21 protein-coding genes and 1 riboswitch are annotated in these 24,796 nt (G+C 68.3%); of the genes, 5 read left to right on the plus strand and 16 right to left on the minus strand.

The window, feature by feature from the left end:
* Window positions 1-138: 138 nt before the first annotated feature.
* The 6 genes from ACZ7IB_RS25290 to ctaE all read right to left on the minus strand — a co-directional run bounded on the left by ACZ7IB_RS25290 (window position 139) and on the right by ctaE (window position 7,336).
* Window positions 139-1,605, minus strand: a complete 1,467-nt coding sequence (locus ACZ7IB_RS25290; protein WP_470915916.1) for an aminotransferase class V-fold PLP-dependent enzyme — start codon at window positions 1,603-1,605, stop codon at window positions 139-141.
* Window positions 1,606-1,781: 176 nt separating this feature from the next.
* Window positions 1,782-1,899, minus strand: a riboswitch (SAM riboswitch).
* An 83-nt stretch (window positions 1,900-1,982) separates the two neighbouring features.
* On the minus strand, window positions 1,983-3,047 hold the full coding sequence (gene trpD, locus ACZ7IB_RS25295) for an anthranilate phosphoribosyltransferase (protein WP_470915918.1): 1,065 nt from the start codon (window positions 3,045-3,047) through the stop codon (window positions 1,983-1,985).
* A 125-nt stretch (window positions 3,048-3,172) separates the two neighbouring features.
* Entirely contained in the window at window positions 3,173-4,798 is a 1,626-nt protein-coding gene (gene qcrB / locus ACZ7IB_RS25300; protein WP_470915920.1) for a cytochrome bc1 complex cytochrome b subunit, read from the minus strand.
* Window positions 4,795-5,847: a cytochrome bc1 complex Rieske iron-sulfur subunit gene (gene qcrA / locus ACZ7IB_RS25305; protein WP_470915922.1), complete on the minus strand. Its 1,053-nt coding sequence runs from the start codon at window positions 5,845-5,847 to the stop codon at window positions 4,795-4,797. Before qcrA ends, qcrB begins: the two co-directional genes overlap by 4 nt.
* A complete protein-coding gene (qcrC, locus tag ACZ7IB_RS25310; RefSeq protein ID WP_470915924.1) occupies window positions 5,844-6,653 on the minus strand; it encodes a cytochrome bc1 complex diheme cytochrome c subunit in 810 nt (269 codons plus the stop codon). Before qcrC ends, qcrA begins: the two co-directional genes overlap by 4 nt.
* Before the next feature lie 62 nt (window positions 6,654-6,715).
* On the minus strand, window positions 6,716-7,336 hold the full coding sequence (gene ctaE / locus ACZ7IB_RS25315) for an aa3-type cytochrome oxidase subunit III (protein ID WP_093893621.1): 621 nt from the start codon (window positions 7,334-7,336) through the stop codon (window positions 6,716-6,718).
* Window positions 7,337-7,523: 187 nt separating this feature from the next.
* On the opposite strand from ctaE, the gene ACZ7IB_RS25320 reads away from it, so the two are divergent.
* Window positions 7,524-7,925: a hypothetical protein gene (locus tag ACZ7IB_RS25320; RefSeq protein ID WP_470915926.1), complete on the plus strand. Its 402-nt coding sequence runs from the start codon at window positions 7,524-7,526 to the stop codon at window positions 7,923-7,925.
* A gap of 57 nt (window positions 7,926-7,982) precedes the next feature.
* On the opposite strand, the gene ACZ7IB_RS25325 is transcribed toward ACZ7IB_RS25320, so the two are convergent.
* From ACZ7IB_RS25325 to ctaC, 4 genes are all read right to left on the minus strand, one after another.
* On the minus strand, window positions 7,983-9,245 hold the full coding sequence (locus ACZ7IB_RS25325) for a L,D-transpeptidase (protein ID WP_470915928.1): 1,263 nt from the start codon (window positions 9,243-9,245) through the stop codon (window positions 7,983-7,985).
* Window positions 9,246-9,405: 160 nt separating this feature from the next.
* A complete protein-coding gene (locus ACZ7IB_RS25330; protein ID WP_470915930.1) occupies window positions 9,406-9,804 on the minus strand; it encodes a cytochrome c oxidase subunit 4 in 399 nt (132 codons plus the stop codon).
* Window positions 9,801-11,537 (minus strand): aa3-type cytochrome oxidase subunit I, encoded by a 1,737-nt coding sequence (gene ctaD / locus ACZ7IB_RS25335; protein ID WP_470915932.1) that lies wholly within the window; start codon window positions 11,535-11,537, stop codon window positions 9,801-9,803. Before ctaD ends, ACZ7IB_RS25330 begins: the two co-directional genes overlap by 4 nt.
* Window positions 11,534-12,496 (minus strand): aa3-type cytochrome oxidase subunit II, encoded by a 963-nt coding sequence (gene ctaC, locus ACZ7IB_RS25340; protein WP_470915934.1) that lies wholly within the window; start codon window positions 12,494-12,496, stop codon window positions 11,534-11,536. The genes ctaD and ctaC overlap by 4 nt, the downstream gene beginning before the upstream one ends.
* A 270-nt stretch (window positions 12,497-12,766) precedes the next feature.
* On the opposite strand from ctaC, the gene ACZ7IB_RS25345 reads away from it, so the two are divergent.
* Window positions 12,767-14,149, plus strand: coding sequence for an aminotransferase class V-fold PLP-dependent enzyme (locus ACZ7IB_RS25345; protein ID WP_470915936.1), 1,383 nt, complete (start codon window positions 12,767-12,769; stop codon window positions 14,147-14,149).
* A 14-nt stretch (window positions 14,150-14,163) separates the two neighbouring features.
* On the opposite strand, the gene ACZ7IB_RS25350 is transcribed toward ACZ7IB_RS25345, so the two are convergent.
* A complete protein-coding gene (locus ACZ7IB_RS25350; protein ID WP_398629689.1) occupies window positions 14,164-15,138 on the minus strand; it encodes a carbohydrate kinase family protein in 975 nt (324 codons plus the stop codon).
* Window positions 15,139-15,298: 160 nt separating this feature from the next.
* Between ACZ7IB_RS25350 and ACZ7IB_RS25355 the strand changes: the two genes are divergently transcribed.
* Window positions 15,299-15,496 carry a hypothetical protein gene (locus ACZ7IB_RS25355; RefSeq protein ID WP_470915939.1) on the plus strand — a complete coding sequence of 66 codons (198 nt, stop codon included), beginning with the start codon at window positions 15,299-15,301 and terminating at the stop codon, window positions 15,494-15,496.
* Between the two features lie 139 nt (window positions 15,497-15,635).
* Window positions 15,636-17,108 (plus strand): hypothetical protein, encoded by a 1,473-nt coding sequence (locus ACZ7IB_RS25360; protein WP_470915942.1) that lies wholly within the window; start codon window positions 15,636-15,638, stop codon window positions 17,106-17,108.
* Between the two features lie 79 nt (window positions 17,109-17,187).
* Here ACZ7IB_RS25360 and ACZ7IB_RS25365 read toward each other — a convergent pair whose 3' ends face one another.
* Complete coding sequence (locus tag ACZ7IB_RS25365) at window positions 17,188-17,544, minus strand: HesB/IscA family protein (protein WP_030933606.1); 357 nt, start codon at window positions 17,542-17,544, stop codon at window positions 17,188-17,190.
* Between the two features lie 231 nt (window positions 17,545-17,775).
* Between ACZ7IB_RS25365 and nadA the strand changes: the two genes are divergently transcribed.
* Entirely contained in the window at window positions 17,776-18,963 is a 1,188-nt protein-coding gene (gene nadA, locus ACZ7IB_RS25370) for a quinolinate synthase NadA (RefSeq protein WP_470915944.1), read from the plus strand.
* Between the two features lie 107 nt (window positions 18,964-19,070).
* Here the strand turns inward: nadA and ACZ7IB_RS25375 are convergent, their stop codons facing one another.
* The 4 genes from ACZ7IB_RS25375 to pspAA all read right to left on the minus strand — a co-directional run bounded on the left by ACZ7IB_RS25375 (window position 19,071) and on the right by pspAA (window position 24,792).
* Complete coding sequence (locus ACZ7IB_RS25375; protein ID WP_470915946.1) at window positions 19,071-22,226, minus strand: efflux RND transporter permease subunit; 3,156 nt, start codon at window positions 22,224-22,226, stop codon at window positions 19,071-19,073.
* A gap of 164 nt (window positions 22,227-22,390) precedes the next feature.
* Complete coding sequence (locus ACZ7IB_RS25380) at window positions 22,391-23,086, minus strand: response regulator (protein WP_470915949.1); 696 nt, start codon at window positions 23,084-23,086, stop codon at window positions 22,391-22,393.
* A complete protein-coding gene (locus tag ACZ7IB_RS25385) occupies window positions 23,083-24,342 on the minus strand; it encodes a sensor histidine kinase (protein WP_470915951.1) in 1,260 nt (419 codons plus the stop codon). Before ACZ7IB_RS25385 ends, ACZ7IB_RS25380 begins: the two co-directional genes overlap by 4 nt.
* Before the next feature lie 171 nt (window positions 24,343-24,513).
* Complete coding sequence (gene pspAA, locus ACZ7IB_RS25390) at window positions 24,514-24,792, minus strand: PspA-associated protein PspAA (RefSeq protein ID WP_327275649.1); 279 nt, start codon at window positions 24,790-24,792, stop codon at window positions 24,514-24,516.
* Between the last annotated feature and the right edge of the window lie 4 nt (window positions 24,793-24,796).

Here is a 24,796-nt window from a genome sequence, read left to right on the forward strand (position 1 = left end):
CCGTATGCACTCAAAACAGAACTTGGAGCCCCCCTCCCCCCTCTCCCTAAACGCCGGGGCCCCCCCCCTCTTCCGCCGGACCCTTTCGGCGGGGGACCCCCCCCCCCCCCCCCCCCCCGCCGAACTGTTGCGCGCCCGTCAGAGCTGCGCTGCGCCCCGGTCCGGGACGCAGCGGCCGTCCTCGGTGCGGTACTTCCACTGGGCGCCCTTGCCCACCAGTTCCTTGACCGCGCGGACGAATCGCTCGATGTGCTCGTCCGGCGTACCGGCGCCGAAGCTCACCCGGATCGCGTTGAGCGAGGGGGTCCCGCCGGTCGAGTCCGTTCGAGACTGGGGGAGCTCGCCCGGCTCGTCCTCGGGCGCGCCGCACTCGCCGACCTCCTGCGGGTCGCTGCCCAGCAAGGTACGGACCAGCGGGTGGGCGCAGAACAGTCCGTCGCGAACCCCGATGCCGTACTCGGCGGAGAGCGCGGCGGCGAAGTGCGAGCTGTTCCAGCCCTCCACCACGAAGGAGATGACGCCGACCCGCGGGGCGTCGTCACCGAACAGCGAGAGCACCTTGACCTCGGGGACGCCGGCGAGTCCGGCCCGGACCGCGGTGACGAGGTGCTGCTCCCGCGCGACCAGGTTGTCGAAGCCCGCCTCGGTCAGCGCCTTGCAGGCGGAGGCGATGGAGTACGCGCCGATGACGTTGGGGGAACCGGCCTCGTGGCGGGCGGCGGTGGAGTGCCACTCGACGTCCACACCGCCATCCGTGCGGCGGGCCACCTTGCGCGAGGCGCCGCCGCCGGCCAGGTACGGCTCGGCGTCCTGCAGCCAGTCGGCGCGGCCCGCGAGCACACCCGAGCCGAACGGCGCGTACAGCTTGTGTCCGGAGAAGGCGACCCAGTCGACGTCCAGCTCTGCGATGTCGACGGGGTGGTGCGGGGCGAGCTGCGCGGCGTCCAGCACGATCCGGGCACCGTGCGCGTGCGCGGCGGCCGCCAGTTCCTTGACCGGCCACAGTTCTCCGGTGACGTTGGAGGCGCCGGTGACGCAGACCAGCGCGGGGCCGTAGGGGTCACGGTCGGCGAGCGCCCGCTCCAGCGTCTCGACGGCCTGGGCCGGGGTGCGCGGGGCGTTCAGGTAGGTCACCCGGGCGTCGCGCCACGGCAGCAGCGAGGCGTGGTGCTCGGTCTCGTACACGAAGACCTGGCAGTCGGCGGGGACGACGGCGGCCAGCAGATTGAGGGAGTCGGTGGTCGAGCGGGTGAAGATCACCTGGTCGCCCTCCCGTCGCCCACCACCGCCCTTGCCCGACCGGGCTTCGCCCGGACCCCCTTCAAGGCGGCAGCCGAGGAACTCCGCGACGGTCGCGCGGCTGTTCTCGAAGAGGTCCGTGGAGAGCTGCGAGAGGTACCCGGCGCCGCGGTGGACGCTGCCGTAGTACGGGGCGTACGCGGCGACGTCGTCCCAGACGCGCTGCAGGGCCGGGGCGCTGGCGGCGTAGTCGAGAGCGGCGTACGTGACTTCACCACCCGTGACCAGCGGAACCGTTACATCCTTGCCCAGAACCGGCAGAGGGGCACAAAGCGACTGGTCGGCGGCAGCGGTGAAGACAGACATGGCGAACTCCCGTAACAGGCAGGCGAATTGCATGCGCCGGCGGATACGCGGCAGCGCAGCAGAGGGTGAAAAAAGGGTGTGCGGAGAAGGGCCGATAAGCCCTATCGCATTCGCTTGCTCACAAGAGACTCCCTAGGGACCAGGACCCCGGGGGCTGGCATTCACAGATGCCGAGGGGCCCGCGCTTGCCGCAGACCTCGCTGCCCACGGCCTGGTCTTCACCCGGGGCACCCCGCCACGGACGGAGGGTTGCCGGACAGCGGGCCGGGGCCGTAGTCGCTGTCACTCATGACCTGCCCAGCATCTTGCCATACGCGCGTCAACGCGCAAGGCGCGGTCCAAGATCTGGACCGCGCCCTGCGTCATATTCCGTCCGGTCAGGCGTTGCTGACCGCCACCCAGCGCTCCAGCGCCTGCCGGGCCGCCCCCGAGTCGATGGACTCGGCGGCCTTCGCGATCCCTGCGGCGAGCTGCTCGTTCAGCGTGCCGTCCGCCGGGTCCAGCGCGACCAGCGCCGCCGCCGAGTTGAGCAGCACGGCGTCCCGTACGGGGCCTCGCTCGCCGGCCAGCACCCGGCGGGCCACATCCGCGTTGTACGAGGCGTCGGCGCCGCGCAGCGCCTGTACCGGCACCAGCTCCAGACCGACGTCGCGCGGGTCGAACGCCTCCTCGCGCACCGATCCGTCCCGGACCACCCAGACCCGCGAGGTCGCGGTGGTCGTCAGCTCGTCCAGGCCGTCGTCACCGCGGAAGACCAGCGCCGAATTGCCGCGCTCGGCGAGAACACCGGCGACGATGGGCGCCATCCGCAGGTCGGCGACGCCGATGGCCTGGGAACGCACCTTGGCCGGGTTGGTGAGCGGCCCGAGGATGTTGAACGTGGTCGGGGCACCGAGTTCCTTGCGGGCCCTGGCCACGTACCGCAGGGCGGGATGGAACTTCACCGCGAAGCAGAAGGTGATGCCCGCCTCCTCGGCGACCTCGACGACCCGCTGCGCGCTGAGCTCCAGATTGACGCCGAGCTTCTCCAGCACATCGGAGGAACCGCTCGCCGACGAGGAGGCGCGGTTGCCGTGCTTGACGACCTTGGCGCCGGTACCCGCGATGACGATCGCCGACATCGTGGAAATGTTGACCGTCTTGGCGAGGTCGCCGCCGGTGCCGACGATGTCGACCGTGCGACCGGGTACGTGGATCGTGTTGGCGTGCTCGTACATCGCGCGCACCAGGCCGGACACCTCGTCGACCGTCTCGCCCTTGGCGCGCAGGGCCACCGCGAAACCGGCGATCTGCACATCGGTCGCCTCACCGCTCATGATGCGGTCCATCGCCCATGCGGTGTCGTCCGCGGTCAGGTCCTCGCCGCGCAGCAGCGGGTTCAGCACGCCGGGCCAGGAACGGTCCGCCACGCTGTCGCCGCCGACCGGGGTCACAACGTTCATGGTCCGCTCCTGGGGGTCCATAGCCGATAAAAGGGGTTGCCCCCACCCTATCGAGCGCCACGGACAGCGAAGAGCCCCGTCCATCGGATGGACGGGGCTCCTGCTGTGGCGATCAGTTCAGGCGATCAGTGGTGACCGTGGCCGCTGGTGATCTCCTTGTACTCCTCGGCGGTGGGCTTGGCGATCTGGTTGTCCTCGCCGAAGTAGCCCTTGCTGAGCCTGGCCCGCAGCTTCTGCAGTACGGGCACCTTGCGCTCGACACCGTTCTCGTCGACCGTCGGGCCGATCTCGACCGGCTTGTACTGCTCGTGCGCGGTGAGCGTGTGCAGCTGCTCGGGGCCGAGCGGCTCGTGGATCTCGACGAACTCACCGTGCGGCAGGCGCTTGATGATGCCGGACTCGCGCCCGTGCAGCACCTTCTCCTTGTCGCGGCGCTGGAGGCCGAGGCAGATCCGCCGGGTGGCGATGAACGCGAGGACCGGTCCCACGAAGATGAAGATCCGGATGAACCAGGAGATGGCGTTCAGCGACAGGTGGAAGTGCGTGGCCCACAGGTCGTTGCCACCGCCGATGAAGACGATGACGTACTCGGTGATCCAGGCGACGCCGAAGGCCGTCCGGGTCGGGGCGTTGCGCGGGCGGTCCAGGATGTGGTGCTCACGCTTGTCACCGGTGACCCAGGACTCGACGAACGGGTAGACCGCGATGATCCCGAGTACCAGTCCGAAGACCATCAGCGGGATGAACACACCAAGGACCAGCGTGTGACCCCAGAGGTTGATCTCCCAGCCAGGCATCACTCGGATCAGACCCTCGGCGAAGCCCATGTACCAGTCGGGCTGGGCGCCGGTGGACACCTGGTCCGGGCGGTACGGGCCGATGGCCCAGATCGGGTTGATCGAGGCGATGGCCGCGATGACGGCGATGATGCCGAAGACCAGGAAGAAGAAACCGCCGGCCTTCGCCATGTACACCGGCAGCAACGGCATACCGACGACGTTCTTGTTGGTGCGGCCGGGACCCGCGAACTGCGTGTGCTTGTGGTAGAAGACCAGGATCAGGTGCGCCACCAGCAGGCCGAGCATGATGCCCGGCAACAGCAGGATGTGGATCGAGTAGAACCGGGCGACGAAGTCGTGACCGGGGAACTCTCCGCCGAACAGGAACATCGAGATGTACGTGCCGACGATCGGCATCGACAGGATCGCGCCCTGGGTGAAGCGGACACCCGTACCGGAGAGCAGGTCGTCCGGGAGCGAGTAGCCGGTGAAGCCGGTGAACATACCCAGCACGAACAGCAGGAAGCCGAACAGCCAGTTGATCTCACGCGGCTTGCGGAACGCACCCGTGAAGAAGACGCGCATCATGTGCACGAACATGCCGGCCAGGAAGATCAGCGCGGCCCAGTGGTGGATCTGGCGAACCAGCAGACCACCGCGGACGTCGAAGCTGATGTCCAGTGTCGAGGCGTAGGCCTCGGACATCTTGATGCCCTGCATCGGCTCGTACGAGCCGTGGTACACGACCTCGTTCATGCTCGGGTGGAAGAACAGCGTCAGATACACACCCGTGAGGATGATGATGATGAAGCTGTAGAGGGCGATCTCACCGAGCATGAAGGACCAGTGGTCCGGGAAGATCTTGCGCATGTTGGCCTTGGCCAGGGAGTAGATCCCGAGCCGGCCGTCCGCCCAGTCGGCCACCCGCTCGCCGGCGGGCGCCTTGCGCTGTGTGTCGGTCGCAGTACTCATCCGCGCTCCCAGAATGCAGGACCGACGGGCTCTTCGAAGTCACCGAGCGCCTCGAGGTTGCCCTCGCTGTTCACACCGATCCGCAGCTGCGGAAGGGCGTGACCGGCCGGACCGAAGATGACGCGGGCGCCGTCGGAGAGGTCGAAGGTGGACTGGTGGCACGGGCAGAGCACGTGGTGCGTCTGCTGCTCGTACAGGCTGATCGGGCAACCGACGTGGGTGCAGATCTTGGAGAAGGCCACGATTCCCTCGTGGGCCCACTCGCGCTCGCGCTTGTCCTTGATGTTGTCCGGCTCGATGCGGATGATCATCAGCGCGGCCTTGGCGATCTGGTTCTGGAAGTCCTCCGCCTCCTCCGTCAGCCCCTCGGGCATGGCGAAGGTCAGCGAACCGACGGCGACGTCCTCGGGACGCAGCGGCTCCATCGTGTTCATGTTGATGAGCTGCTTGCCCTTGGCCCACAGGGTGTTGCGGAGCTTCTTCTCCGGCAGCGGACCGAGGTCGCGCAGCAGCACCACACCGGAGAGCGGCACCAGGGCCAGCGCGCCGAACATGGTGTTGCGGATCAGCTTGCGCCGGCCGAACGCGGACTCCTCGGCACCTGCCGCGAAGTCTGCGAGGACCTTCGCCTTGACCTCGGGCTCGGCCTCGATGGCGTGCCGGTCGTCGGCGACCTCCACGTCGGACATCAGGGTGCGCGCCCAGTGGACGGCACCGGCGCCGATCGCGAAGAGGGCCACGCCCAGGGTCAGACCCAGGGAGAAGTTGAGCGCGCTCACATGGCCGAAGGGCCAGATGTACACGATCTTGTCGACCGGGAAGATGACGTACGAGGCGATGAAGCCGATCGTCGCCAGCATGGACAGCGTGAACATGAACGCCACGGCGCGCTCGGAGCGCTTCGCGGCCCGTTCGTCGATGTCCTGGATGCGCGGCTTGTGGGCCGGCAGCCCCGGGTCGGCGAACGGGTCGTCCGCGACCTTTACCGCGCCGTGCGCGGTGTCCTGCTCAGCGGGCAGGTTCTCGTCTGGAATCTCTTGGCTACTCATGACTTCTTGGCCTTAGCGGTGTGGGCCGCGACCCAAATGGCAACTGCGATCAGTGCGCCGAGCCCGAAGATCCAGGCGAACAAGCCCTCGCTGACCGGCCCCAGGCCGCCCAGCTTGAGACCACCCGGGTTCTCCGACTGGGCGCTGTTCACGGTCTGGACGTACGCGATGATGTCCCGCTTCTGCTGCTCGGGCATCGTCGTGTCCGGGAAGGACGGCATGCTCTGCGGGCCGGTCTGCATGGCCTCGTAGATGTGCTTCGGGTCCACGCCTTCGAGGCTGGGCGCGTACTTGCCGTTCGACAGCGCACCACCCTCACCCGTGAAGTTGTGGCACTGCGCGCAGTTGGTACGGAACAGGTCGCCACCCTTGGCGATGTCCGCACCGTCAGGGCTGACCTGGTTCTTGGTCGGAACGATCGGACCGGCGCCGAGCGACGCGACGTACGCCGCGAGCTGGTCGATCTCGGCCTGGCTGTAGATGACCTTCTTCTTCGGTACCTGGGCACCCGGCTGCTGCGCCGGCATACGGCCCGTACCGACCTGGAAGTCCACGGCGGCGGAGCCCACGCCGACCAGGCTCGGCCCGTCGGTGGAGCCCTGACCGCCGGTTCCGTGGCAGCTGGCGCAACCGACGGAGTACAGCTTCTTGCCCTCATCGATGGCGAGGGACTGGGCGGTGTCGTCGGCCTGCGCCTTACTCGCGGGCGCAAACGCGGCGTACAGCCCCCCAGTGGCCGCCAGCGCGAGGAGTAGTACGACGACCGCCGCCAACGGATGGCGTCGTCGTGCGGAGAGCTTTTTCACGGATTACCCCGGTGTCAGGATCTTCTGCGTCGATGCTGGATGTGGTTCGGGTTCGAGCCCGGTTACTTGATCATGTAGATCGTGGCGAAGAGGCCGATCCACACGACATCGACGAAGTGCCAGTAATAGGACACGACGATGGCTGCGGTCGCCTGTTCGTGGGTGAACCTCTTGGCTGCGTATGTCCTGCCCAGAACGAGCAGGAAGGCGATGAGACCGCCTGTCACATGCAGCCCGTGGAAGCCGGTCGTCAGGTAGAACACCGAGCCGTACGGGTCGGAGGACAGCGAGAGGCCGTCCTTCTTCACCAGCTCGGTGTACTCGAAGACCTGGCCTCCGATGAAGATCGCACCCATCACGAAAGTGATCACGAACCAGGTACGGAGCTTCTTCACGTCGCCCCGCTCCGCGGCGAAGACGCCGAGCTGGCAGGTGAGTGAGGAGAGCACCAGGATCGTGGTGTTCGTCGCCGAGAACGGGAAGTTCAGGGCCGAAGCCATTTCCTTCCAGTGGTCCGGTCCCATCACCGATCGCAGGGTGAAGTACATCGCGAAGAGGGCCGCGAAGAACATCAGCTCGGAACTCAACCAGATGATGGTTCCGACGCTGGTGAGGTTCGGTCGATTGACCGACGGGTGCGCGTGCCCGGTTTCTACTGTCGTTGCTGTCGCCACGACCGACATTATGTCGGTCCCTTATCCCGCCCTCACTCCGGGGGGTGCCGTTCGGTGTGTCAACAGGGTGTGCCCTCCCCGAACGGCCCATGAATCCGCTGTCCCGGGCGGTGCTGACAGCCCATCGGGCGGAGTACGATCCGCGCATCGGTTCATGCCCGGAAAGCCCCGAAGACACAGATGTCACGGAGGAACAATGCAGCCGACCGCCACGGTCCTGGTCTACAGCGACGACGCCAACACCCGTGAGCAGGTGAGGCTGGCAGCCGGGCGCAGGCCCGCGGCTGATGTGCCACCGGTGGAGTTCCTTGAGTGCGCCACCCTGCCCGCCGTCCTGGACGCACTGGACAGGGGCGGCATCGATGTCTGTGTGCTGGACGGCGAGACGGCACCCGCGGGCGGCATGGGCGTCTGCCGGCAGATCAAGGACGAGATCTTCCACTGCCCGCCCGTACTGCTGCTGATCGGGCGCCCGCAGGACGCCTGGCTGGCCACCTGGAGCCGTGCGGACGCCGCGGTGACCCTTCCGGTCGAACCGGTCGGGTTCGCGGACGCCCTGGCCGCTCTGCTGCGCAGCAGGGACTGCGTGGACGCCTGAGCCCTGCCGGGGTTCTGTCCGCGGTCCCACTGAGGGGCGGCGCACTCCCCGGGCCGGTCAGACCTCGGGGCGCAGTCGCGCCGCCTGGAAAGTGTCTGTGCGGTCCGGGGTGTCGTTCTTCCGCAGAGCGCTGCCCTGCTGCCATTTGGCCCAGGAAAGGTTCCAGTCGCCGTAGCCGTTGTCGAACGGCGTCATCGTCTCGCCCTGACTGCCGACGACCTGGACGATGTCGCCCGTGCGCACGGTGTTGAAGAACCACTCGGCCAGGCTGGTACTCATGCCCGTACAGCCGTGGCTGACGTTCGCGTACCCCTGCGAACCGGTGGACCAGGGGGCCGCGTGCACGTACTCGCCGCTCCAGGTGACGCGGGTCGCGTAGTAGACCAGCAGGTCGTACCCGTCGTCGGAATTCTCCGAGATGCCGATGGTCTCCCCGCGCATGCGTACGGAGTACTCCTTGCTCAGCACGACCTTGACGCCGTTTCGGGTGGAGAAGCCGGGCTTGCCGGTGGTCACCGGAATGGTGTTGATCACTTTCCCGTTGCGTTTGACGGTCATCGTGTGCGCTGCGGCGTCGGTGATGGCCTCGACACGGTCGCCCGTGGTGAGCTTCAGCGCCTTCGCGGGGGCTCCGTACAGCGTGTCGGTGACCTTGATGCCCGTCAGACCGCTGGTGACCTCGATGGTGGCCTTGGCGGGCCAGTAGTCCTTGGGGCGGTAGTGCAGGATCTTGTCGTCGACCCAGTACCAGGAGCCGGTCACGGCGGGCTTGGAGCGGACCCGCAGGGCGCGCTCCACGATGGCCCTGGACGCCTTGTCCTTGACCGGAGCGCTGAGTTCCGCCGTAATGGGCTGTCCGACGCCGTAGGTGCCCGCCTGAGGGCCGAAGGCGACCTTCAGGAGCTTCTTGGCCTTGGCGGAGTCGGTCTCGAAGGAGAGCGTGCGGCTGCCCGGGTCGCCGTCCCCGTCCTCCATGCTGACCCGGACCGTGTAGCGGGCGCCGGCGGCGAGCGGGGAGGTGGAGTGCCAGCGCTTCCCGTCGGCGTCGAGCTCGCCGGCCAGATGGCGTCCGATCGCGTCCACGGCCGACACGTCCGTGATCCGGCCGTCGTCGTCGTTGACGGTTACTTCGAGCGGCTTGTCGGAGTCGGCCTTCTCGTCGCCCTCGGGGACGTTGAAGGAGATCTCGTCCGCCGCGTCGTACGGTTTCGCCGCGAGCGGGTGGCCATTTGACCCACCGCAGGCGGTCACACCTGCGACCAGGGTCACGACCAGCAGAGTGCAGCTCACTACGGGGCGGAAGCGCGGCGCGTGGTTCATGAACACACGCTATGAAGATTCATCCCTATAAGCGCGCAATGTGACTGCAAACGGGGGATTTGCACTTCTTTTGGCGGAGAAGCGCATGCCAAACGGGGGGCCTGTACTTCCCTTGGTGGAGAAGTACAGGCCCCCCGTCAGGTGGAGCGGTGACTCGCTGTCACTGGGTGCGGTTCTCACCGCGGTAGTACTCGAAGACCCAGCCGAACAGACCGATCAGGATCACCGGGAGCGAGAAGTAGAGCAGCCACCAGCCGAAGACGATGCCCAGGAAAGCGAGGGCACCACCGACGGCCAGCGAGAGCGGCTGCCAGCTGTGCGGGGAGAAGAACCCCACCTCGCCGGCCTCGTCCGCGACATCGGCCTCCTTGTTGTCCTGAGCCATGGCGTCGACCCGCTGCGCCGTGAAGGCCAGGTAGAAGCCGATCATGACGCTCAGGCCGAAGGCCAGGACGAGCGCGGTGGTACCGGCCGGCTCCTTCGACCACACGCCGTACGTGACGGCCATGGCGAGGATGAAGACGCTCAGCCAGAGGAACATCTTGCCCTGGATCTTCACTTACCGGCCTCCTTGCCACCAGCGAGGGCCTTGTCATCCGCGGAGTGGTGCTCCAGCTGCTCGAGCGCCGCGATCTCCGGGTGATGCAGGTCGAACGCCGGGGATTCGGAACGGATCCGCGGCAGCGTGAGGAAGTTGTGCCGCGGCGGCGGGCAGGAGGTCGCCCACTCCAGCGAACGGCCGTAGCCCCACGGGTCGTCGACCTCGATCTTCTTGCCGTACTTCGCGGTCTTCCACACGTTGTAGAAGAACGGCAGCATCGACAGGCCGAGCAGGAACGAGGAGATCGTCGAGATCGTGTTCAGTGCGGTGAAGCCGTCTGCGGCGAGGTAGTCCGCGTAACGACGCGGCATGCCCTCGGCACCCAGCCAGTGCTGCACCAGGAACGTGCCGTGGAAGCCCACGAACAGCGTCCAGAACGTGATCTTGCCGAGCCGCTCGTCCAGCATCTTGCCGGTGAACTTCGGCCACCAGAAGTGGAATCCGGAGAACATCGCGAAAACCACGGTGCCGAAGATGACGTAGTGGAAGTGCGCGACGACGAAGTACGAGTCCGAGACGTGGAAGTCCATCGGGGGCGACGCCAGGATCACACCGGTCAGACCACCGAAGGTGAAGGTGATCAGGAAGCCGACGGCCCAGAGCATCGGTGTCTCGAAGGACAGCGATCCCTTCCACATCGTGCCGATCCAGTTGAAGAACTTCACACCGGTCGGTACCGCGATGAGGAATGTCATGAACGAGAAGAACGGCAACAGCACACCGCCGGTGACGTACATGTGGTGCGCCCACACGGTCACGGAGAGGCCTGCGATCGCGATCGTCGCGCTGATCAGACCGATGTATCCGAACATCGGCTTCCGGCTGAACACCGGGATCACTTCGGAAATGATTCCGAAGAATGGCAAGGCAATGATGTACACCTCTGGATGGCCGAAGAACCAGAAGAGGTGTTGCCAGAGCAATGGGCCGCCATTGGCCGCGTCGAATACATGCGCACCGAACTTGCGGTCCGCCTCCAGCGCGAAGAGCGCGGCGGCGAGGACCGGGAAGGCCAGCAGGACCAGCACACCGGTCAGCAGGACGTTCCAGACGAAGATCGGCATGCGGAACATCGTCATGCCGGGGGCACGCATGCAGATGATCGTGGTGATGAAGTTGACCGAACCGAGGATCGTGCCGAAGCCGGAGAAGGCCAGACCCATGATCCACATGTCGGCGCCGATGCCCGGCGAACGGACGGCGTCCGAGAGCGGGGAGTAGGCGAACCAGCCGAAGTCGGCCGCACCCTGCGGGGTGAGGAAGCCGGCCACCGCGATGAGCGAGCCGAAGAGGTACAGCCAGTACGCGAACATGTTCAGCCGCGGGAACGCCACATCGGGCGCGCCGATCTGCAGCGGCATGATCCAGTTCGCGAACCCGGCGAACAGCGGCGTCGCGAACATCAGCAGCATGATCGTGCCATGCATCGTGAACGCCTGGTTGAACTGCTCGTTCGACATGATCTGCGTGCCGGGACGGGCCAGTTCGGCGCGCATGAAGAGCGCCATCAGACCGCCGATGCAGAAGAACGCGAACGATGTGACCAGGTACATCGTGCCGATCGTCTTGTGGTCAGTGGTGGTCAACCACTTGATGACGACGTTTCCCGGCTGCTTCCGCCGGACCGGCAGCTCGTCCTCGTACGAGTCGTCTGCTGCCGCGGCACCCTGAGGTTCGTTGAGGATGCTCACAGTTTGTTCGTCTCCGCATTCCTGGCCGGGTCAGTCTGCTCGATGCCGGCCGGCACGTAGCCCGTCTGGCCCTTCTCCGCCAGCTCCTTGAGGTGCGCCTGGTAGCGCTCCGGGGAGACGATCTTGACGTTGAAAAGCATCCGGGAGTGGTCGGCGCCGCAGAGCTCGGCGCACTTGCCCATGTAGGTGCCCTCCTCCTTGGGAGTCACCTCGAAGGCGTTGGTGTGGCCCGGAAAGACGTCCTGCTTCATGAGGAACGGCACCACCCAGAAGGAGTGGACGACGTCACGCGAAGTCAGAACGAAGCGGACCTTCTCACCCTTCGGCAGCCACAGGGTCGGACCCGGGTTGCCGTTCTGCGGGTTCCGGGTTCCCGGGACGCCGTAGTCGTAGACGCCTTCCGCCCCCTTGGGGAAGTCCTTCCGGAACCTTTCCGGGATGGCGTCGAGCTCCTTGGGGATCTCGTTGCCCGTGGCGGTGGACCCGTCCACGTTCTCGATGTAGTTGAAGGCCCAGCTCCACTGGTAGCCGACCACGTTGATCGTGTGGGCAGGCTTCGGGGAGAGCGAGAGGAGCTTCGATTCATCGCGCGCGGTGAAGTAGAACAACACCGAGACGATGATCAGAGGGACCACGGTGTACAGCGCCTCGATGGGCATGTTGTACCTGGTCTGCGTAGGAACCTCGACCTTGGTGCGGCTGCGCCGGTGGAAGATGACGCTCCACAGGATCAGGCCCCAGACCAGCACGCCCGTGGCGAGCGCTGCCGCCCACGAGCCCTGCCAGAGGGAAAGGATCCGTGGTGCCTCTTCTGTTACCGGCGTGGGCATACCAAGGCGGGGGAAGTCCTTGTATGTGCAACCGGTGGCGGTCGCCAGGATCAGGCCCGCAGTCAGCACCTGCGGCAGCTTCCGCCGCATCGGGCGCCGCGACGAGCGGTCGGAGCCGTTGGGACTCACGTAGCGCCTTCCCGAGAGTCTCGCCCGCGCGGTCGGCGCGGCCGTCTGTCTGGTCGGTCGCCGCCCTGACGCGGGCAGGGGTTTGGATGTTTATGCGGACCAAACCCTACTGGACGCTATTTGGGGTCGCGCGGGGAGGGTGCCCAACGCGCCGCCCGACACCCCGAAGGGGTGGAATACGGGCCTCCGGCCGCCATCTGACGCCCCCTCTCCTGGCTGGGCGGGCGGCCCGTCCCCGGGTTCGGTCCCGGCGCGGGCTAGCGTGGCCGCGTGCCCTACTTCGACGCCGCATCCTCCGCCCCCCTGCACCCCGTCGCCCGCCAGGCGCTGCTTGCCGCGCTGGACGAGGGGTGGGCCGACCCGGCCAGGCTCTACCGCGAGGGACGGCGGGCCCGGCTGTTGCTGGACGCGGCCCGGGAGGCCGCCGCGGAGGCCGTCGGGTGCCGTCCGGACGAGCTCACATTCACTCCTTCGGGTACGCGGGCGGTGCACTCCGGAATTTCCGGGGCTCTCGCTGGGCGTCGGCGTGTCGGCCGCCATCTGGTCTTCTCCGCGGTGGAGCACTCATCGGTGCTCCATTCGGCCGCCGCCCATGAGGCACAGGGCGGATCGGTCTCCGAGGTCGCGGTGGACCGGTCGGGGGCGGTGAGTGCAGCGGCGTACGCAGAGGTGCTGCGCGAGGACACCGCGCTGGCCTGTCTGCAGTCGGCCAATCACGAGGTGGGCACCGAGCAGCCGGTGGCCGAGGTCGCGGAGCTGTGCCGGGCGGCGGGGGTGCCGCTACTGGTGGATGCCGCGCAGTCGCTGGGCTGGGGGCCGGCGCCGGACGGCTGGTCGCTGCTGGCGGCCAGCGCGCACAAGTGGGGCGGGCCCTCGGGTGTCGGGCTGCTGGCGGTACGCAAGGGGGTGCGGTTCGCGGTTCAAGGACCGGCCGACGAACGGGAGTCCGGGCGGGCCGCGGGGTTCGAGAATCTTCCGGCGATCGTGGCCGCGGCGGCATCGCTGCGGGCGGTGCGGGCGGAGGCGGCGGCGGAGTCGGTGCGGCTGCGGGCCCTGGTGGACCGCATCAGGGCCCGGGTGCCGCAGCTGGTGTCCGATGTGGAGGTGGTCGGCGATCCGGTGCGGCGGCTGCCGCATCTGGTGACCTTCTCCTGTCTCTATGTCGATGGAGAGACACTGCTCCATGAACTGGATCGGGCCGAATTCTCCGTATCATCCGGTTCGTCCTGCACCAGCAGCACGCTGACGCCGAGCCATGTGCTCAGGGCGATGGGGGTTCTGTCGGAGGGGAACGTACGGGTGTCGCTGCCGGCCGGTACCGCGGACGAGGAGGTCGAGCGCTTCCTGGACGTGCTGCCGCGGGTGGTGGCAGAGGTACGGGAGAGGCTGGGGGCTCCCGTTTCCGCGTCCCCCTCCCCTGCCGTGACCGCGTCCCTGGTGGTCGACGCCCTCGGGAAGCGCTGCCCGATCCCTGTGATCGAGCTGGCAAAGGTGATCGGGGAGGTACCGCTGGGCGGGACGGTGACCGTGCTCTCCGACGACGAGGCGGCACGCCTGGACATCCCGGCCTGGTGCGCGATGCGCGAGCAGGAGTACGTGGGCGAGGAGCCGGCGGACCGTGGCTCGGCCTATGTGGTCCGCCGGCTGACCTGAGGTGCTTCTTCGGCTCAGCCCAGGTGCGCGCGGACCTCGGCGGCGGCGTCGTGGCCGTACGCCTTGGTGAAGCGGTCCATGAAGTGGGCGCGGCGCAGGGTGTACTCCTGGGTGCCGACCGTCTCGATCACCAGGGTGGCGAGCATGCAGCCGACCTGGGCGGCGCGCTCCAGGCCGACGCCCCAGGCGAGACCGGAGAGGAAACCGGCCCGGAAGGCGTCGCCGACACCGGTCGGGTCGGCCTTGATCTCCTCCTCCGGGCAGCCGACCTCGATCGTCTCCTGGCCGGCCCGCTCGATCCGGACACCGCGGGCGCCCAGCGTGGTGACCCGGTGGCCGACCTTGGCCAGGATCTCCTCGTCGCTCCAGCCGGTCTTGGACTCGATGAGCCCCTTCTCGTACTCGTTGGAGAAGAGGTACGTGGCGCCGTCGAGGAGGATCCGGATCTCGTCGCCGTCCATCCGGGCGATCTGCTGCGAGAAGTCCGCGGCGAACGGGATTCCGCGGGAGCGGCACTCCTCGGTGTGGCGGAGCATCCCCTCGGGGTCGTCGGCGCCGATCGAGACGAGGTCGAGGCCGCCGACGCGGTCGGCGACGGCCTTCAGCTCGATGAGCCGGGCCTCGCTCATCGCGCCCGTATAGAAGGAGCCGATCTGGTTGTGGTCGGCGTCCGTCGTGCAGACGAACCGGGCGGTGTGCAGGACCTCGGAGATCCGTACCGAACCGGTGTCGACGCCGTGGCGGTCGAGCCAGGCACGGTACTCGTCGAAGTCGGAGCCCGCGGCACCGACCAGGATCGGGTTGGTGCCCAGCAGACCCATGCCGAAGCAGATATTGGCGGCGACACCGCCCCGGCGCACATCGAGGTTGTCGACCAGGAAGGAGAGCGAGACCGTGTGCAGCTGATCCGCGACCAGCTGGTCGGCAAAACGGCCGGGGAAGGTCATGAGGTGATCGGTGGCGATGGAGCCGGTGACTGCGATTCGCACGGGGAGACTGCTCCTGCGGAGATCGGGGGGAACGGGTGACTGTGTTCCCGGGGCGGCGTGACAGTTCACGCTACCCGTTCCCCACACTCGCCCTGAAGGGGGGAAAACTACCCGATAGTAGGGCTTTCTTCCTGAGGCGTGCAGTGCCTACGGTGCGGATATGTCGAACCACAGCGCCACACGCGAGTCCGAGATCAGCCTGGCCGAGCTCCGCGGTGACTGCGCACGGATGGCTCCGCACTGGGTGGTCCCCGCGAAGTCTGCCCCCGTTCGGGTGGCGCCGTCCCTGATTCACGGGGTGACCGTGCCCGCCGCCTCCGCTCGGCTGATCGACGCCATGTCCGATTACGGCGACTGAGACCGGCACCGATCGCGTCCAACACCCCCCGAGGGAACCGTGCGCTCCTGTGCCCCGTCCCACCGTTGTCCCCACCCGCGGGACGCACGGCAGGCCGGGTGACGGCCTGTGACGGCGATGCAGGCGAAGGAGCGATCCGGTGAGCACCGAGCGACCCGACAACGATGTGACCGGCCCCCGGCGGCGTTCACCGCTCGCCGTGGCCTCGGTGGCGGCAGCCGTACTGCTGGCCGGGGGCGGCGGTGCGTACTGGGCCGCGACCGCCGCGGACGGGGAGGGCGGGAGCAGCGGCGCGGCGGGCAGCGGGGAGCACACCCCTTCCCAGCTTGCCCTGGACGAACGTGCGGGCGACCCGACGGCGCCCGACGGGTCCTCGCCGGGCATCCCACCCGGCATCGCACCCGGCGAGCCCGATCCGCACGGCGGCCAGGTGGTCTACCGCGCGTCCGGCAAGCTGCCCGAGGGGCCGCGTACGGCCGCGGTGCAGCGCGCGGAGGGGACCGTCTCCGCGGCGGAGGTGGCCCGGCTGGCGAAGGCGCTGGGGGTGCAGGGCACGCCGCAGGCGGAGGGCACGTCCTGGAAGGTGGGGTCCGACGGGGACGGCTCGGGCCCGGTCCTCCGGGTGAACAAGCAGGCTCCGGGCACCTGGAGTTTCGCGCGGTACGGCTCCGGCGGTACGGACAACTGCGAGAGCACCACGGTCTGTTCGAGCAAGAAACCGGCCCCGGGCGACAGCGGCTCCCCGGTGAGCGAGAGTGCCGCCAGGGCTGCCGCGGCACCGGTCCTGAAGGCGGTGGGCCAGGACGACGCCGCCCTCGACGCCCGCCAACTCATGGGTTCGGTACGGGTGGTTAACGCCGACCCGGTGGTGGACGGACTTCCCACCTACGGCTGGTCGACCGGGATCCAGGTGGGTTCGGGCGGTGAAGTGGTCGGCGGCAGTGGGCAGTTGAAGGGCCTGGAGAAGGGCGACAGTTATCCGGTGATCAGTGCGGGCGAGGCGCTGAAGCAGCTGAACGGGGCGGCGTCCCGGACGGACGGGCGCGCGGACGTCGGCGGGTGTGCCACTCCCGTACCGCTGGAGAATGGCCTGAAGTCGCCGAAGGTCCACTGCGGGACGCGGACCGGGGCGGAGCGGCCGACGACGACCGTGACGGTCGACAAGGCGGTGTTCGGACTGACCAAGCAGTACGTGGCGGGCAAGCAGACGCTCGTACCGTCCTGGCTCTTCTCGGTGCGGCCGGCCGCGGGTGGCACGGGTGCCACCGTGTCGCAGATCGCCGTGGACCCCGCGTACCTGGCGAAGGACGTACCGGCGACGCCCCCGTCCCCGGGGGACACGGAGAAGTCCCGGCGGCAGATCCTGTCGTACAGCGCCGACGGGCGAACCCTGTCGGTGACGTTCTGGGGCGGGGTGTGCAGTAAGTACGCGGCGAGCGCGACCGAGGACGGGAAGACGGTGCGGGTGACGGTGACGGAGTCGCAGCCGGCCGAGAAGAAGGTCTGCATCATGATCGCCAAGGAGCTGACCCGGACGGTGACGCTGGACGCCCCGCTCGGTGACCGGACGGTGGTCGACGCGGCGTCGGGCGGCGATGTGCCCCGCGCCTGACACGCGCCCGCGCATACGACGACGGTGGCGGTCCCGGATTCCGGGCCGCCACCGTTCGTTCTGCCGATTCCGTCAGGGTTTAGCTGAAGGAGTCACCGCAGGCACAGGAGCCCGTGGCGTTCGGGTTGTCGATCGTGAAGCCCTGCTTCTCAATGGTGTCGACGAAGTCGATGGAGGCGCCACCCAGGTACGGAGCGCTCATCCGGTCGGTGACGACCTTGACGCCGTCGAAGTCCTTCACGACGTCGCCGTCGAGGGAACGCTCGTCGAAGAAGAGCTGGTAGCGCAGGCCCGAGCAGCCGCCGGGCTGGACGGCGACGCGCAGCGCCAGGTCATCACGGCCTTCCTGCTCCAGCAGGCCCTTGACCTTGGCTGCGGCGGCGTCGGACAGGAGGATGCCGTCGCTCACGGTGGTGGTCTCGTCCGATACGGACATCTGCTTCTCTCCCGGGTTGTACGGACACTGCTTGCCGACGTTGCAACCGTCGGGACCGCGGATTCATTCCGGGCCGAGCGCTTGCCTGTTCCATTCATGCTCGCACACAGGCCACTCGGCGGTATGCGTCACATAGACACTATGGCCGTCGTCAAAGTGACGTGAACCGGATATCATAGATAACGTCAATTCGACGAAAAGGCTTTCCGCAGAAAAGAAAGGGTACGTGACGTGACCACGGCCCACCCCGTTCAGGATCTCGACGTCCAGCCGACGCCCCTCGCCCTGCTCCTGCTCGGCCGTGAGGCCGACCCGAAGAGCGAGCGCGGCGTCGAGTGCCCCGGCGACCTGCCATCCCCGTCCGACCCGGACCTGGTGGAGCGTGCCCGCGCGGCCAAGGAGAAGCTCGGGGACAAGGTGTTCGTCCTCGGCCACCACTACCAGCGCGACGAGGTCATCCAGTTCGCGGACGTCACCGGCGACTCGTTCAAGCTCGCCCGGGACGCGGCCGCCCGGCCGGAGGCCGAGTACATCGTCTTCTGCGGTGTGCACTTCATGGCCGAGTCGGCGGACATCCTGACCACCGACGACCAGAAGGTCGTACTGCCGGACCTGGCCGCGGGCTGCTCCATGGCCGACATGGCCACCGCCGAGCAGGTCGCCGAGTGCTGGGACGTGCTGACCGAGGCAGGGGTCGCCCAGCAGGTCGTACCCGTCTCGTACATGAACTCCTCCGCCGACATCAAGGCCTTCACCGGGCGGCACGGCGGGACGATCTGCACCTCGTCCAACGCGAAGCGGGCGCTGGAGTGGGCCTTCGAACAAGGGGAGAAGGTGCTCTTCCTGCCCGACCAGCACCTGGGGCGGAACACCGCGGTCCGGGACATGGGGATGTCGCTGGAGGACTGCGTCCTCTACAACCCGCACAAGCCGAACGGCGGCCTGACCGCCGAGGAGCTGCGCAACGCCAGGATGATCCTGTGGCGCGGCCACTGCTCGGTGCACGGGCGCTTCTCCGTCGAGTCCGTCAACGATGTGCGCGAGCGGATTCCGGGCGTCAATGTGCTGGTGCACCCGGAGTGCAAGCACGAGGTCGTGGCGGCGGCGGACTACGTCGGCTCGACGGAGTACATCATCAAGGCCCTGGAGGCGGCGCCGGCCGGCTCGAAGTGGGCGATCGGCACCGAGCTGAACCTGGTGCGGCGCCTGGCGAACCGGTTCGCGGCCGAGGACAAGGAGATCGTCTTCCTCGACAAGACGGTGTGCTTCTGCTCGACGATGAACCGGATCGACCTGCCGCACCTGGTGTGGGCGCTGGAGTCGCTGGCCGAGGGGAACCTGGTCAACCGGATCGAGGTCGACCCGGAGACGGAGAAGTACGCGAAGCTCGCGCTGGAGCGGATGCTGGCGCTGCCGTAGGAGGTGCGCTGCGGTAGGAGGTGGCGCGCCTGCGACGGACGTGCCGGCGACGCGCGAAGGCCCCGGCACCGTTTCGACGGTGCCGGGGCCTTCGCGTGCCCCGTGTCTTACGCCTTCGCGGGCTCCGGCTCCTCGGAGGTGGTCTCCTCCGGCTGGGCCGGGGCGGACACGCCCGCCTTCTTCGCCCGCTTGATCGCCTTCTTCTTCGCCCGGCGCTCCTTGCGGAGCTCCACCATCGCGTAGAGCGTCGGCACCAGGAGCAGCGTCAGCAGCGTCGAGGTGACCAGGCCACCGATCACCACGACGGCGAGCGGCTGTGAGATGAAGCCGCCCTCGCCGGTGACGCCGAGCGCCATCGGGAGCAGGGCGAAGATCGTCGCCAGGGCGGTCATCAGGATCGGACGGAGCCGGTGGCGGCCGCCCTCGATGACCGCTTCGACGACGCCCATGCCCTGCGTCCGGTACTGGTTGATCAGGTCGATCAGCACGATCGCGTTGGTGACCACGATGCCGATCAGCATCAGCATGCCGATCATCGCCGGTACACCCATCGGAGTGCCGGTGACCACGAGCAGGCCGATCGCGCCGGTTGCCGCGAACGGGATGGAGACCAGCAGGATCAGCGGCTGGATCAGGGACCGGAAGGTCGCCACCAGCAGCATGAAGACGATCGCGATCGCGGCCAGCATGGCCAGGCCGAGCTTCAGGAACGCGTCGTTCTGGTCCTCGGAGACACCGCCGATGGTGGCGGTGGCGCCGTCCGGGAGCTTCAGCGCGTTGATCTTCTTCTGGAGCGAGGCGCTGACCGCGCCGGTGTTGTCACCGGTGGGCTTGGCGGTGATCGTCGCGGCGCGCTGGCCGTCGATCCTCGTCATCGAGACCGGTCCGGGGACCAGCTCGACGTCGGCGATCCGACCGAGCTTGACCGGGCCGAGGGAGAGGTTCTTCAGCTCGGCCATCGTGGTGGCCGGGTGGGCGGACTTGATGACGACATCACGCTCGGTGTCGTCCATGATCGCCTTGCCGGACGGGGTGCCGCGCACCGCTCCGGCGACGGCCGCGCCGAGCGTGGTCTGGTTGAAACCGGCGTCGGCGGCCTTGGCGTTGGCCTTGACCGAGATCCGCGGCACGCTCTGCGCCAGGTCGCTCTGGACGTCGGTGACGTCCTTCAGCTTGGCCACCTCGGCCCGTACCTCTTCGGACGCCTTCTTCAGGACGTCCGCGTCGGCGGCCTTGACCACGACGCTGAGGTCCTGGCTGCCGAAGCTGCCGCCCGCGGAGATGGTGGTGTCACCGATGCCGTCGAGCTTGCCGAGCTCCGTGTCGAGGCGCTTCTGCACGGCCTCGGAGTCGCCCGCGTCCTTCAGGGTGATCTGGTACGAGGCCTGGTTGGAGCCCGTACCACCGCCGAAGGCCGCCATGAAGCCGGAGGAGCCGACGGTGACCTGGTAGTCCTTGACACCCTTGTCGCCGGCGAGGACCTTCTCGACCTTCTTGGCCGCCGCGTCGGCGGCCGCCAGGCTGGTGCCGGGGGTCAGCTCCTGCTTGACGGAGAGGACTTCCTGCTCGCCCTGGTCGAAGAAGTTGGTCTTCAGCAGCGGAGCCATGCCGAAGGTGCCGAACAGCACCACGATGGCGATGACGATGCTGGTGATACGGCGCCGGGTCGCGAAGCGCAGCACCGGGACGTACAGCCGCTGGAGCCTGCTGCGGGCTTCCTTCTCCTCGGCCTTGCGACGGGCCTCGTCCGGGTTCTCCGTACTGCCCTTGGGTGCGCGCAGGAACCAGTAGGACAGGACGGGGACGACGGTCAGCGAGACCAGCAGGGAGGCCAGCAGGGCCGCGGTGACGGTCAGCGAGAACGAGCCGAAGAGCTCGCCGACCATGCCGCCGACGAGACCGATCGGCAGGAAGACGGCGACCGTGGTGAGGGTCGAGGAGGTGACCGCGCCGGCCACTTCCTTGACCGCGGTGATGATCGCGTACTGGCGCTCCTCGCCGTAGCCGAGGTGACGCTTGATGTTCTCCAGGACCACGATCGAGTCGTCGACGACGCGGCCGATCGCGATGGTCAGCGCGCCGAGCGTGAGCATGTTGAGTGACAGGTCGCGGGTCCAGAGCACGATCAGCGCGAGGACCACGGAGAGCGGGATGGAGACTGCGGTGACCAGGGTCGAGCGCAGCGACGCGAGGAAGACCAGGATCACGATGACGGCGAAGAGCAGGCCGAGCGCGCCCTCGGTGGTCAGACCGGAGATCGCCTTGGAGACGGCGGGGCCCTGGTCGGAGACGACGGTCAGTTCGGCGCCGGCGCCGAGGTCCTTGCGGAGGTCGGGGAGCTTGTCCTTGACGGCGTCCGAGATGGCGACGGCGCTGCCGTCCTTGTCCATCGTGGCCATCACGGCGAGGCTCGGCTTGCCGTTGGTACGGGTGATGGAGACCGCGGTGGACGGCTCCTGCTTCACCGTGGCGATGTCACCGATGCGGGCCGGCTTGCCGAGCTTGCCGGTGGCCGGGTCCTGACCGACGACCCGCAGGTCCTCGATCTGCTTCAAGGAGGTGAAGGCTCCGCCGACCTGGACGGTGCGGCTCTTGCCCTGCTCCGAGAACGAACCGGCCGGGACCGTGGCGCCGCCCGCCTGGAGGGCCTGGGCGAGGGATCCGGCGTTCAGACCGGCGGCCGCGAGCTTCCGGTCGTCGGGCGTGATGGAGACCTGGAGGTCCTGCACACCGTCGACGGAGACCTGACCGACGCCCTCGATGTCCTCCAGCGCGGGAACGACGGTGCGGTCCAGCTGGTCGGCGAGCGCCTGCTGGTCCTTGTCGGAGGTGACGGCGAGGACGACGGTCGGCATGTCGTCCGTGGAGCCGGCGACGACCTGCGGGTCCACATCGTCGGGAAGCTGGACGCGGGCGCGGTTCACCGCCTGCTGGATGTCGGCGACGAGCTGCTTGGTGCCCTCGCTGCCGAAGTCGAAGGTCGCCATGATGACGGCGTTGCCCTCGCTGGCGGTCGAGGTGGTGCCGGTGACGCCGTCGACGGCCTTGATGGAATTCTCGAGGGGTTCGACGACCTGCTTCTCGACCACATCGGGGGACGCACCCTGATAGGGGGCGAGCACCGACACCATCGGGAGTTCGATGGTGGGCAGCAGCTGCTGCTTGAGCTGCGGGATCGCGATCGCTCCGAAGACGAGCGCGACGATCGAGATCAGCCCGATCAGGGCCCTTTGCGCGAGGCTGAATCTGGACAGCCAGGACATGGGTGGGTCTCTCTTCTGTGGCTTGCGCGGCAGATGGGCGGGCGGCTGAGGGACAGACCCGGCCCCGCTATACGATCCACCATCCGCAAGACCGAAAGCGTCGGTCCCAGGTCGCTTTCTTATGCCGCGCATACCGCAGGTGGAGTACGCCGTATCTCCACCCGTCACTCCACCCTGGGGCGCACCAGGCCCGATTCATACGCAGTCACTACCAATTGGGCCCGGTCCCGGGCTCCCAACTTCGCCATCGCCCTGTTCACATGGGTCTTGACGGTGAGCGGGCTGACGACGAGCCGCTCGGCGATCTCGTCGTTGGAGTGCCCGCCCGCGACCAGGACCAGCACCTCGCGTTCGCGGCCGGTGAGCGCGGCGAGCCGCTCGGAGTATTCCGCGGCGCCCGGCCCGTCACCGCCCGAACTGCCGCCCTGCGCAAGGAAGGTGGCGATCAGGCCCTTGGTCGCGGCCGGCGAGAGCAGCGCCTCACCGCCCGCGGCGATACGGATGGCATTGAGCAGTTCCTCCGGTTCCGCCCCTTTACCGAGGAAGCCGGACGCCCCGGCCCGCAGCGACTGCACCACGTACTCGTCCACCTCGAAGGTGGTGAGCATGACGACCCGTACGTCCGCCAGTTCCGGATCGGCGCTGATCATCCGGGTCGCGGCGAGTCCGTCCGTACCGGGCATCCGGATGTCCATCAGCACCACGTCGGCACGCGTCGAGCGGGCCAGTTCCACGGCCTGTGCTCCGTCCGCCGCCTCGCCGACCACCTCCATATCGGCCTCCGAGTCGACCAGCACCCGGAACGCGCTGCGCAGCAGCGCCTGGTCGTCGACGAGCAGCACCTTGATGGGCGGTGTCATGTGTTTTCCCCCGTCCGGCCCGCCGCGCCCGGCTCCTTGGGCTCTGCCGTGCGGGCCTTGACGGGCAGGATCGCATGAACCCGGAATCCGCCGCCGTAGCGGGGCCCGGCGGTGAGGGAGCCGCCGAGTGCGGTGACGCGTTCGCGCATGCCGAGGAGGCCGTGACCGCCGCCCTCTCCGTTGCGGACGCCTCCGCCCGAGCCGTTGTCGATCACGGTGACCTCGGCCGTGGCGCCGACCCGTACGACACTCACCTCGGCCTTCGCCCCGGGGCCCGCGTGTTTGCGCACATTGGTCAGCGCCTCCTGGATCACCCGGTACGCGGCCAGGTCGACGGCCGCGGGCAGCGGGGGCCGCCGGTCGGTGCAGGCCACCTCGACCGGGAGCCCGGCCCGCCGGACGGTGTCCACCAGTTCGTCGAGGACCGCGAGCCCCGGGGCAGGTTCGGTCGGCGCCTCCGGGTCGCCGGACTGGCGCAGCAGCCCGACGGTGGCCCGCAGTTCGTTGAGCGCGGAGCGGCTGGCCTCCCGGACGTGGGCCAGCGCCTCCTTGGCCTGGTCGGGGCGCTTGTCCATGACGTGGGCGGCCACCCCGGCCTGGACATTGACCAGGGCGATGTGGTGGGCGACGACGTCGTGCAGATCGCGGGCGATCCGCAGCCGCTCCTCGGCGACCCGGCGCCGGGCCTCCTCGTCACGGGTGCGCTCGGCCCGTTCGGCGCGCTCCCTGATCGCGTCGACGAAGGCGCGCCTGGAGCGTACGGCGTCCCCCACGGCGCCGGCCATGCCGGTCCAGGCGAAGACACCGAAGTTCTCCTGGCCGTACCAGGGCGCCGCACCGAAGAGCATCGCGGCGGCCGTCAGCGCGGCCATGGTCAGCAGACCGACCCGCCAGGTGGTGGGCCGGTCGGTGCGGGCGGCAACGGTGTACAGCGCGATGACGGTACTCATCACCACGGGCGCGGGCGGGTCGGACCTCACCAGCTCGACGACCGTCAGCCCGGCGGTGGCCGCGAGCACCGCCATGGGATTGCGCCGACGCCAGATGAGTGCCACGGCACCGAGCACCATCAGGACCACACCGCTCGCCTCGGGCCTGCGAGTGCCGAAGGCCGGACCGTTCGGTGCGCCCGGGCGGACGAACGACCCGATGATCATGACCACCAGTACGGCCAGGGCGAGCGCGGTGTCCAGCGCGAGGGGATGGTCGCGCAGCCAGTGCCGGATGCGCAGAACCCCGGTTCCGAGGGTGGTCACGTCAAGCTACGTTACGGCGTGTCGCGCGCGAATCGGTCCGGGTCGTACGGAGAAACCGGCACGGAGCGCGCCGAACCGCAACCGCGCCGCGCCGTGGACACAGCCGTGCCCCGTGTCCGGCGGACCGGACACGGGGCACGGACTTGTGCGGGTGCTGGAGAGCGACCGGCGTCAGCCGGGGATCAGACCGTCGTCCCGGAGCATGGCGCGCACCTCTTCAAGGGTCGCGTCGGACGACGGCAGGATCAGCTCGGACGGCTCCAGGGAGTCGTCCGGCAAGGGTGTGCCGAACTCGCGCACCCTTGCCAGGAGCGCGTGGAGAGTGGAGCGGAAGCCGGGGCCGTCGCCGCTCTCCATCTCGGCGAGCAGTTCGTCGTCGAGCTTGTTGAGCTCGGCGAGATGGCTGTCGGCCAGTGCGACCTGGCCCTCCCCCATGATCCGTACGATCATGACG

The sequence above is a fragment of the Streptomyces sp. NPDC037301 genome, from assembly GCF_055602785.1.